The following is a 15747-nucleotide window of genomic DNA, read 5'->3' as shown; positions in this document are numbered from 1 at the left end:
CAAAAGTCAGGAGACAATAATGTCGAAGAATATCGATGTTAAAAAGGTATTTTGGATCTACCTTTTTGCATTCTTGCTGGCAGCTTTTAGCTTCCGTGCAGATGCCAAGACCGATTCCAAGGCAAAGACTACGAAGAAGGGAAAAGACATGATCGCAGTATTTGAAACAAATAAAGGAACTTTCAAAGTTAAACTATTTAACGACAAAGCTCCTAAGACCGTTGAAAACTTCGTAGGTTTGGCTGAAGGCACTAAAGAGTGGACTGATCCTAAAACTGGCGAAAAAGTAAAAAAACCTTTCTATAATGGTCTTACTTTCCACCGTGTGATCAAAGATTTCATGATTCAAGGTGGTTGCCCACTTGGAACTGGTACTGGTGGCCCAGGCTACCGCTTTGAAGATGAGTTCCCGGCTGGCGCTCCAAAGCACGACAAACCAGGCATCCTTTCCATGGCGAACGCGGGTCCTAACACAAATGGTTCCCAGTTCTTCGTAACAACTGTTCCAACTCCTTGGTTGGATGGCCGTCACACTGTATTCGGTGAAGTTGTTGAAGGTATGGACGTTGTAAAATCCATCGAAAACTCCAAAACAGGAGCTATGGATCGTCCGGCTGAACCGATTGTTATCAAAACTGTGACAATCCAGAAGTAATCTGAATTAAATAAGTTAAAACTAAAAAGCCCGGTGGAAACACCGGGCTTTTTTTTATGTTAACTGTTGAGTTTCAAAGATAGCTTAAAGTTCTAAGGTTTCTTCCCGCAGAATTGTTCCGCCTGGATCCAGTAAGCCGGGGAGCAATAGTCCTCCCACTGGTTGTTCTTATTTGTGGAATACGCATAGAACCAAGTCAGCTTGTCACTCTGATTCTTGAAATGAACTTGATGAGGCATTTCCATCGGTTGTTTACCGTTAACAAGATAACACCAGCCGTAAACACGCATCTCTGTATCAGAAACGACCTCGATGCTGTCTAATCCGATGGGGCTATTCAGGATCGAATTCAAACCTTCTTCAGAACCCACATAGGGGATCTTATTGGCATTAAAGATTTCAAGACTGACAGCGCCCACGGACTTCTGCAGATCCGCTTCGTAGACCCCTTCATAGACCGGCTTATTGTCACAAGCCCCGAAGATCCTCCAGGAAACCGCCTGGGCATTGAAAGAAAAAAGCAGCGCTAAAGAAAGAACTATGTATTTCATCATGGCCCTCCTCTACCGCATTCTGATTGCGGATGCACTACCAAAAAACGGGTTGCCCCCTATAAAGGGTCACCCCGCCGAATCTATTAGGAGTTTTCCTTGCGGACTTCTTCCATATCGATTTCTTTGGCTTTGACAATAATCTGCTCAAAGATCTCTTCAGGAAGGGCACCCGGCTGACTGAAGATGATGTCACTTTCCTTGATCACCATCAGCGTTGGGATAGATTTAATCTGAAACTTATCAGCCAGCTCCACTTCGGCTTCTGTGTCGATCTTGCCAAAAATCACATCCGGATGCTTGGCTGCAACAGATTCAAAGATCGGCGCAAATCGACGGCAAGGCCCACACCATGCCGCCCAGAAATCCAGAACGATCATATTATTATTTTCAACAATTTCCTGAATATTGGATTTAGTAACTTCGATAGTCGCCATACAATTCCCCTTAACGACGTAGGTCCATGATTGTGTGCACTCAGGTAAAAGCTTTGATGTTCTTCTATAAATAGGCAACGATTTAATAAAAACAACGGGAGGCTTCATGAAAAAAATTATCGTTTCTCTTCTTGTGCTCGCTGGTTCCCAAGCTTTCGCAGCAGGTGATGCCGGTTGCGGTCTTGGCAGCATGATCATTCAGAAAAACTCCAAAGGTCTGCAGCTTCTGGCAATGACCACGAACTCATTCCTATTCACTCAGCCCCTGGGCATCACTTCCGGAACTTCCGGATGCTCTTCCCGCGGCTTGGTTATGGCCGACAAAGAAGTGCAATACTTCGTGGAAGTGAATCAAGAAGAACTTTCCCGTGAGATGGCACAAGGTCACGGCGAAAAACTGGCGACTTTGGCACAAATGAAGGGTTGCCAGAATGAGGCTTCCCAAAAAGCATTCAGCACTTTCGCTCAGTCCTCTTATTCCCGCATCCTTCCGACGGCAAACACCTCGGCAGCTGATATGGTTCAGAACCTGAATAGCGAACTTTCCGGCCAGAAGGAACTTGTTCAGCTGTGCCATGGTTCCTAATTGTCCTTTTGCTTGCGGCCCCACTGACAACGTGGGGCTTTTCTGCCGAGCGCACTGAATCCTATATCCAACAAGCCCGGTCACTCCAAATCTGGGAGGATCCTCAATGGCTTCGCCTGGGACACTATCGCAAATCCTGGGGACGTTATCAGTCTGCCATTGAGGGCGACTTTTTCCTTTCATCCCGGGGCTCGCAAGATCCCAAGGACGAACTGCTGCAAACTCTGAAAGTTCTTTTCAGCCCTTCAAGCTCTGCCAAACATCCACAGTGCCGATATCGGGCTCGCACTCTTTGGTTGAAAAGCAGATTGGATATTGCCAGCGACGACATTCTTGCCTGCCATGAACAATCTGAGTGGAAAAAGATTCTGAATGCCGAAGAGCTGTATATTGTCTTTGCCTCCAGCGATCTCACCAGTGCCGGCTCCAGCTTCGGGCATACCTTTTTACGGGCTCACAATCCCAAAAACACCAAAGAGCGTGAGTTATTGGACTATGGAATCAACTATGCCGCCCTGACCGGCCAAGACAATGGCGCTTTGTTCGCTCTCAAGGGTCTTTTTGGATTTTATCCGGGTGCTTACTCCATGCTGCCGTACTATCAAAAAATCCGGGAATACACGAATCTGGAAGGCCGCAGTCTTTGGGAATATAAGCTCAAGCTCACCCCCGCCCAGGTCGACTTTTTGATCGATCATCTTCTGGAACTGGAAGGAAGCTATTCGCCCTATTATTTTTTGACCGACAACTGCTCTCAGCAGATTCTGGAGCTTATTGAGGTCGCTGTGCCCGAGCGGGATCTCACATCTTCGTTTCGGGATGCCACCATTCCTCTGGACACCCTGAAAGTGCTGCGTGATCAGTGGCTCTTGGAGGGCGAACGCGCCCGACCTTCATTGCAGGCCTACTGGCAGGCCCACTACAGAAATCTGAATGCCGCTGAAAAGCAAGTTGTTCGTGATCTCGTACACGCGGGACACAGCAGGGAGCTGCAAAAGCTGCCCTCGGCACCACAAGCCTCGGCTCTGGAAGCAACGCTCAGCTATTTGGCGGTTAAAGAATACCGTGATCAAAAGGAATACAAGGATCTTAAGTATCAGCTCTCGGTGCAACGGGCAAAACTTGGCAACGTCACCGAACCCGTGGTGCTGGGAACCCCGAAGTCCCCTTTGCTAAGTCCTGATTCGCAAGCCTACTATCTTTCCGTGGGCAGCCTGGATGAAAAAAATTTTGTATCTTTTAAATATCGTCGGGCCTTTCATGACCTTCTGTCTGACGACAGCGGGTTATCGCCGTTTTCACATTTGGAAGTCCTGGGTGTCGAGTTTCGCTATGAAACTGCAGCAGAACGATTGGATCTGGAGCAGTTAACCTTGCTTAAAATATTTAACTCACCCCCCGTCACTGAGTTTGAATCCCCTTGGACCTGGCGCTTGGATCTGGGAACCCAACCCAAGCTGGATCCTTATCTGCGCTGGGCTGTGGGATATTCACTGGATCTTCCACTGAAAAACTTCTCGCGCGCCAGCCTGCTTCTGGTGAATGACAACTTCCATCTTAGCAGTATCCCCCATCCGCTTGTGGGTTTTGAAGCTCTGTTCATGAGCAAGTGGAACAGCGGACTTCGCTCCGTGATTTCCGCGCGAATTTTACAGAACACCCGCACTGGCGAGGGACTCGGTGTGGGCTCGGCCGGAGTGTCTTGGGGCGGTCGCAGTCTTGAGTATCGTTTTGAGACAGAGCTTTACAACCGGGTTCCTCTGCTCAAGGCCTCTGTCATCTTTTAGACAGAGCGGTGCCCAGATACGACCTCGTCGCGCTTTGATACAAGCAGCATGCCATTTAATTGATATAGAAGGGTCCAAAGCTTGCTTCCTAGGATCTTGAGGCCTTTTCACCTCAAGGAGACGCTATGAAGTGGTTTTCTAAAATCCTGACCGCAATTGCTACGATCAATATGGTGCTGGCACCTGTGGCCCACGCCGTTGACTGGTCAGAAAAAGAAAAAGCACAACTGTCACAGTATCGCGACTTCCTTGAGCCCATGGGTTACACGCTTCACGTGGACAAAGAATCCAAAAAAGCCCAGGTCTATGACAAAAACACCAAAAAACTGGCGATGGAAATTCCTTTTGGCGAGGAAACTCATCTGCGTAAATTCTCTCCGAAATCCATGAATAAGATGATGATGGATGAAATGGTCCGCATCAAAAATGCCTCTAAAGCTTCCTTGTCCCACACGGTCAGGAATCTTCCGACTGAGTCTGCGATGTTCTTTATGGCTATGGGTGCTGTGGTGGCCGGTCAACTGATCACAAACTACTCGCAAAATCCCGTGGCCATGCAGCAGCACATTCAGCATCAGCTGTCTCCAATGGGTGTGTTTGGCTTCTTTGTCTTCATGTATTCCCAAGGTCTGACTTCGAACTTGCTGTCCATGTACATCAAAAATCCAAAGTTCCATCATATGATTCCGTACCTGGGGATGACCGTCGGTGCGTTCCTTCAGACCTATCTGTCGTCTGTGATTGCTGATCCCAATGTCAAAGCCTGCGCCAAATCCATGATGGGTGGAAAAATCAGTGATGCCGAAAAAGCCAATATTGACGCTGATCCATGCGGCAAGGCTTACGAGTATCTGGTGGTAAAAAAGAAGATCTGGGAATACGCGCCGGGCATCGCCTCCATGCTGATTTCCTCGGGCGTCGCGGCCTTGGGTCAGGCTCTTCTGACAAAAGTTGTTCTGCGTGTGACGGGTGTGGATATCGCGCTTTGGCTGGCTCCAGGCTCTATGCAGGTGAAGGGTCTTCGCCTACTTCTGGTAAAGGGCCTGCAAATTTCAGCTTTCGTTGCCTTGGACATGTGGTTCAACCGTCATGTCACCTTCGCTTGGAAGAATATCTTTGACGGTGCTGACTTCCACGACATGAACAAAGACATGGTCACTCAAGTTAACACCTTGAAAGCCGCCAAATGGAACAGCTCCAGTGAAGATTTGACCAAAGGCATGAAGCACTTCCATCAAAAGATGATGGACTGGCGCATGATCAATATGTCTGAAGTTTACGAAGCACACCACAACTGGTCCGAAGCTTTGAAACAGATGACGAGCATGTTTAACAGCAGCTATTCCTTCTATAGTTCTTTTGTTAATGAGATCCGCAACGCTCGATTCAACCAGTCAGCAGTCAAACCCCTGCTGATGGATACACCCCTGAACGGAGTGACTCCGCTTGATATGGCTGAAGGCCGTGAGGATTTATACCTGACGCATCCTAAGTTTGTGGAAGGCATGCAGATGGACACTGTGGCCGAAGCTGCGATCAAGGCGGAAGCTCTGGTCAAAGCCGACAAACTTAAATACTTCCCAGCACGGCAGAAGAAAACCGTGAACGATATCATCGCGGGTCTGGCCTCTGGCGATCGCGACACCATCGGCAAAGCCCTGAAGACCCTCAATGATGAAATGCGCGTGGCTGCGATGAGCACTGCCAGTCCCTATGGATACTATCACCTGCTGGCCGAAATCCGCAGCCTGATGGGTGCGCCGGAACCGATTCTTGAAAAAGGACGTGGCTTTGGCTTGGCCTTTGAGCGCTCCAGTGAAGGTGAAAGCCTGAAAGGTACAAACTACTATCGACGTGTGGGGATCTTCGCCACTCCGAAAATCACCGACTTCCTGGTCATGCAGATGGTCTGCGGGCCGGATGCTGAAATGGGAGAAAAAGTCATTAAAACCCCTCGTATCGCCGGTGCGCACACGGGCTTCCCTTCTGTCTTCCTGCCTCCACGCTTGGCCGATACTAACGACGAATTCGACGAGTGCTTCGGTATCACCCAAGGCACGACGGCGGCTCGTATCTATGGTCACCCAGTTCGCGCAGACAGCGGGAAGCAGTACAAAGGCTTCGTCGAGTATTTGGTGCAGGAAGCTCGTCCCAATGTTGTGGGAACACCTTCTGAAACCAACTTCCCTCAGTGGTGGAACAAAACAACAGAATCACAAATGCAAGCCGCATTTAATGAGTTTGCAAAAAGCTATGATGAAATCGTGATCAAGATGGTGCGCAAGATCTTCAACTTAAAACGCAGCAGCTTCAACCGTGGTCCGATCTCTAACGGAATTATGAATGCCGTTTTCCAGGAAGAAAGAACCTATCTGGCGTTGCTGCAGGAACTGCTGCAACCATCGGCAAAGTTCAGTCTTGATTTTGAGTCTCTGATCACGACAACCCCCACTCACCCGGCGCTGCGTGCAGTGGAAACCCAGTTCATCGTGCTGAACAACCTGTTGAAGAAGATCGAGATCAAAAAAGTCGACGGCCGCGAAGTGGTTCAATCGCCTCTTGAGAACTATCAGCTGGAAGAACAAGTGGCTAATATCCAAACGGCGCTGGCCTCTGTGGCAACATTGTTGGGAGTTGGTGATGCCGAAGGTGGAGCCGCAGTTCAACTGAACAAACAACAGCGCGACGTTGCTGTTCAGGCCTTGGAGCATCTTCAGTCTTTGGCTTCTGAAGTGATGATGTACGGATCCATGGCCAATGCCGTGAGCTGGGATAAAATCCGCAACATCAAGCGTCTCAATATGGAACAGCAGAAGTTTAATAACGAGGTTCAGGCCAAGATCTCTCAATTGAGAGGCATGGCTTTGCCGGCGGCACCCTAACTGGTACGGCCTTTGAATTATAGGTAGTTGAAACAATTAAATTAAATAGGTTGCGTCCGAGGGCAGAGAGAACCCAAAAACGGAGCCGCCTGTATAGTGTGTAAACACAGGAGAGAGAGCATGAAAAAGGCATTTATCATCGGAATGGCAGTCTTGGTTACAAGCATGTCTGTTTCTTTCGCCCACGCGGCACCTGCGGCAAAAGCCCCACGTGAGGTGTTGGTGGAATACGCAAAACAGGTGAAAGAGGCGGCTTTCGGAAAATCCCGAACCTCCAAGGGTTTGGATGCACAAAAGCTTAAGTCTGCTCAAGACAGCATCATCAATGAACTGAATCTTTCCGCAGGTAAAAACACAAGCCTGGCGATCGCTCTCAAAGCTGATCCGGCGAAATCCGCTCAGCGCCTGGACAATCTGGCAACAATCGTGGCTGCAAAAAAGATGGCTGCTGAAATTAGCAAAAGAGACTCCGCTGAAGGTCAGTCTATCGACGCGGCTGCAACAGCTTCTGCGACCTTCATGTCAAACTCTCACTTGACGGGGGCTCGCAGATCCGCAAAAGAGCTTTCCACTGCGGAACTGACTGAAACCACAGCCGCATTAACCCGCATGGAAACTTTGACGGACTCTATCCTGACTCGCTTCTCGAAGGCAGAAAGAGACTCTTACACTCAGATCCTGAAACGTCATGACGAGATTGTTGAATCCGCTCAAAAAGGCACTTCTGAAGAAGCTTTCGTTCAGGCTATCATGGAAGTTAAGGGCGTGGATAAGGCCAAGGCTCTTGAGTTGGTTCGCAAACTTAAAGAGTGCGTGTAGTTTAGAAAAAGAATTACTTTCTCCGAAAAGCCAAGGTCGTGCCCTTGGCTTTTTTTATTTTATGGGCATCAGATATCCAGTTTGGAGCTGTCGGTAACAATAAATATTTCGATACGACGATTCATGGCGCGGTGTTCATCCGTATCGTTGGGGACCACAGGTTTTTGATCTCCGTAAGATAATGCCACAAAGCGCTTGGGGTCCATCTTGTGATACTTCACAAGATAGCGAACCACGGCAGAAGCCCTTCCCCCAGCCAGTTCCCAGTTAGATGGAAAGCTGTTGTCCGCTATTGGAATATCATCTGTATGACCTTCCACAATGATGCGCTTTTGATTGGTCTTCAGAACTTCTGCCACCTTGTCCAGAGATTCCAAAGATGACATTTTCAATTTTGCAGATCCTTCAGGAAAGAACGTGGAAGCCGCCAAGGCGATCCGCACCCCCACCGCATCGTGATAGACGTCCTGGATGGCTTTCTTTTTCTGCTCTTTATCCATGGACTTTTCCAGAGATCTTTCCACATAGTCCTCTGTCTCGCGAGGTCCCCCTTTTTTGGGGAAATTCCCGACAGGCATTTCCAGTTCGGCCATCAAAGCACCGATGCTGTCAGACGAATCACCATCTGATCCACCCCGACCCACCAAATGCAGATTCAGCTTGATGGAGTCTTCAAACTCTTTTTGCTTTTCTTCGTTCGAAGTTGAAGTGGCATACATCACGACAAAGAAAGCAAATAGCAGCGTGATAAAATCAGCATAAGAGACCAGCCATCTCTCGTGATTTTCATGCTCCTGATGTTTTTTATGCTTCTTTGCCATGCGCACAGGCCTACTTCTGATTGCTTTCAAGATAGGCGTACAGCTTTTGTTCCAAAACGACAGGATTCATCCCGCTTCCAACCAGCAGGCCGCCTTCCAGAACCATCATTTTTTCACGGGTCAACGCCTGCACCCGACGCTTTAGTTTGTTTCCCAAAGGAAGGAACAAAAGATTGGCCGAACTCACCCCATACACAGTGGCCACAAACGCCACCGCAATCCCCGCACCGAGCTTGCTGGTGTCTGTCAGGTTCCCCATCACGTGAATCAACCCCAGAACCGCCCCAATGATCCCGATTGTCGGAGCAAAACCGCCCGCATCGATCCAGATCTTGGCACCGCCCAGAAGTTCTTCTTCCTCAGTTTCAATTTGGGTTTCAAAGATATCGCGAATTGTCTGGGCATCAACCCCATCGACGACATTTCTAAGAATTCCCTTCAGCAAGGGATCTTGAATCGTGTTCAGACGGGATTCCAAAGCTAGCAAAGACTCTTTTTTAACGAATCGTGCACAGTCGACAATTTCATTCAATCGTGTTTTGATCTGACTGTCTTCTTCACGGAAAGCTGTTTTGGCCAGCTGTAAGCCTGTCTTCAGATCCTTCTCAGAGCTTGAAACCATCACAGCTCCAACAGTTCCCGCCAAGACGATAATAAATGCTGTCAGCTGCATCAGCGAACTGACGTGCCCGCCCTCCAGAAGGTTTCCAAGCAAAATCCCACCAAAACCAACCAGAAGACCTAACCATGTTGCTTTGTCCATAGACAGAAGTGTGCCACAGGGGATCACATCTGACACTTGGACCTCACGAAGACCTAGACTTTCTGCGGGCGAAAAATTAGGGTACATTCACTCTGATGCTCGACTATATTGTTTCTCTCGATAAGAGCCTTTTTGTATTGGTGAATTCACACTGGACGGCCGCTTGGGCGGATCAGTTCTTCCCGTTCATCACAGACCTTCACAAGACAGATTTCTTTAAATTTGTTCTGGTCCCCCTGATCCTGGCGATCTTTATGTGGCGGCGCGGTTGGAAGAGGGGTTTGATTATCTTCTTCTTTGCCGTCCTTTCAGTTTCCGCCTCGGATGGCTTTGGCAACTGGGCCTTTAAAAAAACGGTGCAGCGTCCCCGACCGGCAAACACACAGAATCTGGAAGTTCAGGTTCGTGCGCCCTTTGGTGGCTATAGCTTTGTTTCAAATCACGCGACCAATATGTATAGCTTTGCCAGTTTTACCTCGGCCATTTTCCCTCCGGCCACCATCCCTCTGTACACCCTGGCCACCGTGGTCGCCTACAGCCGCGTTTATAATGGAGTTCACTTCCCGGCCGATGTGGTCTGCGGCGGCCTGCTGGGAATGATCTTTGGGCTGTTGTTTGCCCGCCTTTGCAAATTCACCCTCGCACGCATCAACTCTGAAGGAACAGCCACGACATGAAAAAAGTATTAGTCACCGGAGCCAACGGATTTCTTGGAAGCTGGGTCACCCGCGCCCTGGTCGCCGAAGGTCATGATGTCTATGCCCTGGTTCGCGCCAAAAGTGATCTCTCTGAGCTGGAAGGTGTTAACTGCAAGTACATTCATGGAGATGTAACGGATGTTCATTCTCTGCTGGAAGCCGTCAAAGGCATGGACACCGTTTTTCATCTGGCGGGCGTCATCGCCTACAAAAAGTCCCAGCGTGCCCAGATGGAAAAGGTCAACGTGGAAGGCACCGCCAACGTGATTGCCGTTTGCCGCGAGCACCATGTGCGTCGTTTGGTTTACCTTTCTTCGGTGGTCGCTATCGGAGCCGGATACACTCCAGATCAGATTCTTAATGAGGAGTCCCCTTACAATATTGCCGAGTTGGATCTGGGGTACTTCCAGACCAAACATCAGGCCGAGATTTTGGTGCGTGAAGCGTGCAAAAAGAATGAAATTGATGCCGTTATTCTGAATCCCTCCACGATCTATGGTCGCGGCGACGCCAAAAAAGGCAGTCGGAAGATGCAGATCAAGGTTGCCCAGGGTCGTTTGAAATTCTACACCTCCGGCGGCGTCAATGTGGTCGCGGCTGAAGACGTTGTGGCTGGCATTTTAAGCGCTTGGAAAAAGGGGCGCACCGGCGAACGTTATATCCTGGCGGGTGAAAATATTCTCATCAAAGACCTTTTCGCTATGATCGCCCAGGAGGCTGGAGTAAAACCGCCCCAACATCAGCTTCCCAGCCCACTGCTTCATACAGTCGGCGCCATTGGCGATTTCATGGAGAAGATGGGCCTGAAGGGTCCGCTCAGCCGTGAAAATGCCTACACAGCCACGATGTATCACTGGTTTGATTCTGGCAAAGCTCAACGTGAGCTGGATTTCAAACCCAGACCGGCACGGGAAGCCATTCACAATTCAGTTCAGTGGATGAAAGATCACGGATTGGTTCGTAAATAAAGGGCGCATGAAACAGGTTTTCTTTTTCTTTCTAGGAGTTTTTTGCCTGATGGCTTTGGCCTTTGCAGCCCTGTGGACCTGGCTGCCAAGCCAAAGTGAAATCAAGGGTTGCCTGGTCACACGCATGTACCAAGTGGAACTGTGCCCGGGCTCAAAAAATTACGTACCGCTGAAACACATTGCCCCTATTCTGCAAAAGACCATCATCCTGACTGAGGATTCAAACTTTTATAATCACAAGGGCTTTGACTGGGATGCGATAGAAAAGAACGCCAAAGAAGGCTGGGAAACCGGGGTCTTCAAACGCGGTGGCTCGACCATCACTCAGCAGCTTGCCAAGAACATGTTCCTAACCAAGGATCGTACCTTTATCCGCAAAGGTCTTGAAGCCATCATCACCGATCGTATCGAACACACACTGACTAAAAAAGAGATTCTGGAAAGATACCTGAACGTTGTCGAGTTCGGGAAGGACATCTACGGAGTCAAAGCCGCAGCGAAGTACTATTTCAAAAAATCCCCGGCGGAGCTGACTGTTGTGGAGTCAGCCTTCCTGGCTATGGTGCTGCCAAATCCGGTGAAATATTCCATGTCTTATTACCGCAAGGAGCTGACACCCTTTGCGCGCAAAAGACTCAGCCGCATCGTCGAGGATCTGTACCGCTATCACCGTATTTCTGAAGAGGAATACAATGTGGCCATCGCGCAAGTGGCGTATTTCTTCCAACCGGAACCGCCACCAGAAGAAATCTTTGCTGAAGGCGAAGAAGTTCCCACCCTGCAGGAGTTGGAGAACATGGAGTCCCAGGAACAAATGGACCTGGGTGAGGAGAGCGAATGAAGATTGTTTCTGCCTGCCTTTCCGGCGTTCATTGTCGCTATGACTGCAAAGCACAAACACGTTCGTCTATTGAAGAAATGGTCCAAAACGGCGAAGCCATTCCGGTCTGCCCCGAACAGCTTGGCGGACTTCCGACACCCCGTCCTCCGGCAGAACGTATCGGCGACAGGGTTTTAACCAACCAGGGCGCAGATGTGACCGCGGAATATCAGCGAGGCGCACAGGAAGCCTTGCGCATCGCCAAACTTACAGGTGCCACTGAAGCTTTGCTTAAATCAAAATCCCCCATGTGTGGATGCGGAAAGATCTATGATGGCACCTTTAGCGGAAATCAGAAGGACGGCGACGGTGTCTTTGCCGAGCTTCTAAAGAATCATGGAATCAAAGTCACCACGATTGATTAAGACTATTTCAAAAGTTTTTTGCGAATTCTAAAGAACGAAATGTTCATGCAGATCCAGGTTGCAAGCAACAGCACCAGAATATGCACACCGATCCAAAGTACCGGGCCTTGATGCAAGATCCCGCGCACTGCCGCCACGGCATGAGTCAGCGGGAACAGATAAGCGACATAGCGAAGACCCATCGGCAATTGTTCCAATGGGAAGTAAGTCCCGCTCAAAAGACTCATCGGCACGATCAAACCGGACGTGGAATATATGAACGAATCATAGTTTCGCGCAAAGGATGTGAAAATCATCCCGATACAGGAAAACAGTGCGCTCAGCAGGAACAACACCGGCAACGCCAGTAGAATGCGATAGGACTCTACCAGTCCAAAGAACATCGCCACAATCGTGACACCGATCACTCCAAAGAAACCTTTGCTGGCAGCCCATAAGAGCTCGCCACCAACGATTTCCTCCGGCCCCACACGAGTCAGCATGATCGTCGCATAAGTTTTCTGATGGGTCAGCTTTGTGTAGTTTCCGTACGTTCCCTCAAAGAACGCCACCATCATCGCCGTCGAAGACAGTAAGGCCGGGAAGAAGAACTCAATATAGGACATTCCCCCCATATTATTTACGAAAGCCCCAAGCCCGAAACCAATTGCGCCCAGATAGATCACCGGCTCCAGCACAATCCAGAACAGGGACACCAACCACGTTTTTTTAAAATAAAGGAAATTGCGGGACCAGACTTTCAAAGCCCCGTCGTTCATCTTCGGGATAGAGAAGTAATCTTTAAACTTCATTACTCATCCCTCAACTGATGACCCGCTAACTTCAGGAACACATCGTTCAGGGTCGGTTTACGAATATAGATCTTGTCACTGGCTATAAGGTCCACCACACGGCGGCCCTCTTGATTCTCTTTTACCAGAACCGAAACAGTGTCTTTAATAACTTGATAAGAGAAGCCCTCGGCCCGCAAACGGCCCAGATAATAGTTCAAATCCACCGGATTGGTGTCGAACTCAACAACCTCTTTGCCAATCAACTCACGAATCAGTTCGCGAGGTTTTCCCACAGTCAAAATACGGCCGTCATCAATGATCGCCACGCGATCACACATCTGTTCGGCTTCTTCCATATAGTGAGTGGTCAAAACCAACGTGCTTTTTTCAGACTTTAAATGTTTGAAGAAGTCCCAGATCCAGATTCGCGCCTGCGGATCCAAACCTGTGGTTGGCTCATCCAGGAAAACCACTTCCGGGGAATTAATAAGACCGCGGGCAATGGCCAGACGGCGCTTCATACCTCCGCTCAATGTTTCCACAGAGCGGTCCTGATATTCTTCCAGTTTCATCAGACGCAGCAACGCCTGCGCGCGCAGATCCGCCTCGGCAGAGGGTATATTGTGGAAGCTGGCGTAGACACGAAGATTTTCAAGAACTGTGAAGTCAGGATCAAGGCCGTCCTCTTGCGGGACGACCCCTATGCGAGATTTGATCTCGCGGTAATTTTTCTTAACGTTCAGGCCGAGAACATAAAGTTCCCCGCTTGTAACCAGGGCTGAGCAATACATCATCTTCATCGTAGTTGATTTGCCAGCCCCGTTAGGACCCAGAAGTCCGAAACATTCGCCCTTGTAAATTTCAAGATTGATTCCATCCACGGCGACCTTGTCGTCGTATTTTTTCGTCAGATCTTTAATTTCAATGGCGACGTTCGTACTCATTATTCCTTCGCTGCTCTTGCACGTTTGTGTGGATCAAGTTCACGCAAACGAAGACGGATGTGCTTCGGCGTAACTTCGATCAACTCAGAGTCCTTGATCCATTCCATCGCTTTTTCCAAAGTGAATTTTTTCACCGGAACCAGGCGTATAGCTTCATCAGAACCCGAAGCACGTACGTTTGACAATTTCTTTTCGCGTGTGATGTTTACTTCTAGATCATTTTCCTTGGCGTGTTCGCCAACAATCATGCCTTCGTACACTTCATCACCGTGTTCAACCATCATGATGCCGCGCTCTTGCAAGTTCCAGATTGCGTACGCAGTTGCCATACCTTTACGGTCAGAGATCATCGCACCATTCAAGCGGTGTTCAATCTCACCACGGTAGTCATCCCATCCGTCGAACTGAGTGTTCAACAAACCAGTACCACGAGTGTCGGTCAGGAAGTCTGAACGGTAACCGATCAAACCGCGAGAAGGGATACGGAACTCAAGACGAGTACGTCCGGAACCTTTCTGAACCATGTTGGTCATCACACCTTTACGGCGGCCCAACTTCTCAGTCACAGCGCCCACGTAAGCATCTTCGATATCGATAACCGCAATCTCCATCGGCTCCAATTTTTTACCGTTTTCTTCTTTGAAGACAACAGTCGGCTTGGAAACCAGAAGTTCGAAGTTTTCACGGCGCATTTGCTCAATCAATACACCCAATTGCAATTCACCACGGCCGATGACTTTGAAAGCATCTGTGGAATCTGTTTTTTCAACACGGATCGCAACGTTGTACAAAAGTTCTCTTTCCAAACGCTCCAGGATCTTACGGGAAGTCACGTTCTTACCGTCCATACCAGCGAAAGGACCGTTATTTACAGAGAACACCATGCCTACAGTTGGCTCTTCAACACGGATACGCTCCAAAGGACGCGGATCGGTTGCGGAAGTGATGGTATCACCAATGGTGAAGTCTTCCATACCTGCAATAACAGCCATGTCACCCGCACCAATTTCCTGGGCCGGAACCTGAGAGTTCACTTTGTACTGGAACAAGGCAGAGACTTTTACTTTCTTCTGACCATTGGCCTGAACGCAAAGAACCTCGTCACCCACTTTGATAGATCCTGCGCGAACACGACCGATCGCCAAACGACCTACGTAGTCACTGTAAGAGATATTGGAAACCATTACTTGCAATGGATGATTTTCTTCGATTTTCGGAGGTGGAACCAGATTTACGATAGCATCGTAAAGAACTTCCAAAGAACCTGTATTTACATTTGGATCCAGGGTCGCCATACCTTCACGGGCAATAGCGTAGATGGTGTGGAAATCACACTGTTCTTCAGTTGCATCAAGATCAATGAACAGGTCGAACAATTCGTTGTGAACTTCCTGGATACGAGCATCGGCACGGTCGATCTTGTTGATACAAACGATAACCTTTTTGCCACCCTCAAGAGCCTTTTTCAATACGAAGCGGGTTTGTGGCAACGGGCCTTCAGAAGCATCACAAAGAAGGATACAACCATCAACCATGTTCAAGATACGCTCAACTTCACCACCGAAGTCACTGTGCCCCGGAGTATCAACGATATTAACCTTGATATCTTTGTACATGAAAGACGCGTTCTTCGCCGCGATCGTGATACCACGCTCTCTTTCAAGATCCATGGAGTCCATCAAACGGTCTTCAACTTGCTCGTTGTCACGGAAAGTACCGGCTTTTTTGATCAACTGATCTACCAGGGTTGTCTTTCCGTGGTCGACGTGTGCGATGATAGCGATATTTCTAATTTTCTTTGGATCTTGAATCATATTT

Annotated in this window: 16 protein-coding genes; 9 read left to right on the top strand and 7 right to left on the bottom strand. The window is 48.9% G+C overall.

Annotated elements, in window-relative coordinates:
* Positions 1-19 precede the first annotated feature (19 nt).
* Positions 20-655 carry a peptidylprolyl isomerase gene (locus tag ACZ50P_RS00760; RefSeq protein WP_464119460.1) on the top strand — a complete coding sequence of 212 codons (636 nt, stop codon included), beginning with the start codon at positions 20-22 and terminating at the stop codon, positions 653-655.
* Positions 656-747: 92 nt separating this feature from the next.
* Here the strand turns inward: ACZ50P_RS00760 and ACZ50P_RS00755 are convergent, their stop codons facing one another.
* Both ACZ50P_RS00755 and trxA read right to left on the bottom strand, forming a co-directional pair.
* Positions 748-1209 (bottom strand): DUF4430 domain-containing protein, encoded by a 462-nt coding sequence (locus ACZ50P_RS00755; protein ID WP_464119458.1) that lies wholly within the window; start codon positions 1207-1209, stop codon positions 748-750.
* A gap of 83 nt (positions 1210-1292) precedes the next feature.
* Positions 1293-1643 (bottom strand): thioredoxin, encoded by a 351-nt coding sequence (gene trxA, locus ACZ50P_RS00750; RefSeq protein ID WP_464119456.1) that lies wholly within the window; start codon positions 1641-1643, stop codon positions 1293-1295.
* Positions 1644-1749: 106 nt separating this feature from the next.
* Here trxA and ACZ50P_RS00745 point away from each other — a divergent pair, with 106 nt between their 5' ends.
* The 4 genes from ACZ50P_RS00745 (at position 1750) to ACZ50P_RS00730 (ending at position 7717) form a co-directional block, all read left to right on the top strand.
* Positions 1750-2229 carry a DUF3015 family protein gene (locus tag ACZ50P_RS00745; RefSeq protein ID WP_464119454.1) on the top strand — a complete coding sequence of 160 codons (480 nt, stop codon included), beginning with the start codon at positions 1750-1752 and terminating at the stop codon, positions 2227-2229.
* Positions 2214-4016, top strand: a complete 1803-nt coding sequence (locus tag ACZ50P_RS00740; protein ID WP_464132757.1) for an Lnb N-terminal periplasmic domain-containing protein — start codon at positions 2214-2216, stop codon at positions 4014-4016. Before ACZ50P_RS00745 ends, ACZ50P_RS00740 begins: the two co-directional genes overlap by 16 nt.
* A gap of 125 nt (positions 4017-4141) precedes the next feature.
* A complete protein-coding gene (locus tag ACZ50P_RS00735) occupies positions 4142-6898 on the top strand; it encodes a hypothetical protein (RefSeq protein ID WP_464132755.1) in 2757 nt (918 codons plus the stop codon).
* Between the two features lie 120 nt (positions 6899-7018).
* A complete protein-coding gene (locus ACZ50P_RS00730) occupies positions 7019-7717 on the top strand; it encodes a hypothetical protein (RefSeq protein ID WP_464132753.1) in 699 nt (232 codons plus the stop codon).
* 68 nt (positions 7718-7785) lie between these two features.
* Here ACZ50P_RS00730 and ACZ50P_RS00725 read toward each other — a convergent pair whose 3' ends face one another.
* Both ACZ50P_RS00725 and ACZ50P_RS00720 read right to left on the bottom strand, forming a co-directional pair.
* A complete protein-coding gene (locus ACZ50P_RS00725) occupies positions 7786-8538 on the bottom strand; it encodes an OmpA family protein (RefSeq protein ID WP_464132751.1) in 753 nt (250 codons plus the stop codon).
* A 10-nt stretch (positions 8539-8548) separates the two neighbouring features.
* A complete protein-coding gene (locus ACZ50P_RS00720; protein ID WP_464119444.1) occupies positions 8549-9337 on the bottom strand; it encodes a flagellar motor protein in 789 nt (262 codons plus the stop codon).
* 59 nt (positions 9338-9396) lie between these two features.
* Between ACZ50P_RS00720 and ACZ50P_RS00715 the strand changes: the two genes are divergently transcribed.
* From ACZ50P_RS00715 to ACZ50P_RS00700, 4 genes are read left to right on the top strand one after another with little or no spacing between them, the layout of a single operon-like run.
* A complete protein-coding gene (locus tag ACZ50P_RS00715) occupies positions 9397-9978 on the top strand; it encodes a phosphatase PAP2 family protein (protein WP_464132749.1) in 582 nt (193 codons plus the stop codon).
* Complete coding sequence (locus tag ACZ50P_RS00710; RefSeq protein WP_464119440.1) at positions 9975-10967, top strand: SDR family oxidoreductase; 993 nt, start codon at positions 9975-9977, stop codon at positions 10965-10967. The genes ACZ50P_RS00715 and ACZ50P_RS00710 overlap by 4 nt, the downstream gene beginning before the upstream one ends.
* Before the next feature lie 7 nt (positions 10968-10974).
* Positions 10975-11808 carry a monofunctional biosynthetic peptidoglycan transglycosylase gene (mtgA, locus tag ACZ50P_RS00705; protein WP_464119438.1) on the top strand — a complete coding sequence of 278 codons (834 nt, stop codon included), beginning with the start codon at positions 10975-10977 and terminating at the stop codon, positions 11806-11808.
* Positions 11805-12212, top strand: a complete 408-nt coding sequence (locus ACZ50P_RS00700) for a 2-thiouracil desulfurase family protein (protein WP_464132747.1) — start codon at positions 11805-11807, stop codon at positions 12210-12212. The genes mtgA and ACZ50P_RS00700 overlap by 4 nt, the downstream gene beginning before the upstream one ends.
* 2 nt (positions 12213-12214) lie before the next feature.
* Here ACZ50P_RS00700 and ACZ50P_RS00695 read toward each other — a convergent pair whose 3' ends face one another.
* Genes ACZ50P_RS00695 through typA form a run of 3 tightly spaced genes read right to left on the bottom strand, consistent with a single transcriptional unit; the run spans position 12215 to position 15743 of the window.
* On the bottom strand, positions 12215-13003 hold the full coding sequence (locus ACZ50P_RS00695) for an ABC transporter permease (protein ID WP_464119434.1): 789 nt from the start codon (positions 13001-13003) through the stop codon (positions 12215-12217).
* Complete coding sequence (locus tag ACZ50P_RS00690; protein ID WP_262554895.1) at positions 13003-13929, bottom strand: ABC transporter ATP-binding protein; 927 nt, start codon at positions 13927-13929, stop codon at positions 13003-13005. The genes ACZ50P_RS00695 and ACZ50P_RS00690 overlap by 1 nt, the downstream gene beginning before the upstream one ends.
* Positions 13929-15743, bottom strand: a complete 1815-nt coding sequence (typA, locus tag ACZ50P_RS00685; RefSeq protein ID WP_464119432.1) for a translational GTPase TypA — start codon at positions 15741-15743, stop codon at positions 13929-13931. The genes ACZ50P_RS00690 and typA overlap by 1 nt, the downstream gene beginning before the upstream one ends.
* Positions 15744-15747: the final 4 nt, after the last annotated feature.

The sequence above is a fragment of the Bdellovibrio sp. CKG001 genome, from assembly GCF_055397465.1.
This window is presented reverse-complemented; position numbering and strand designations above follow the sequence as displayed.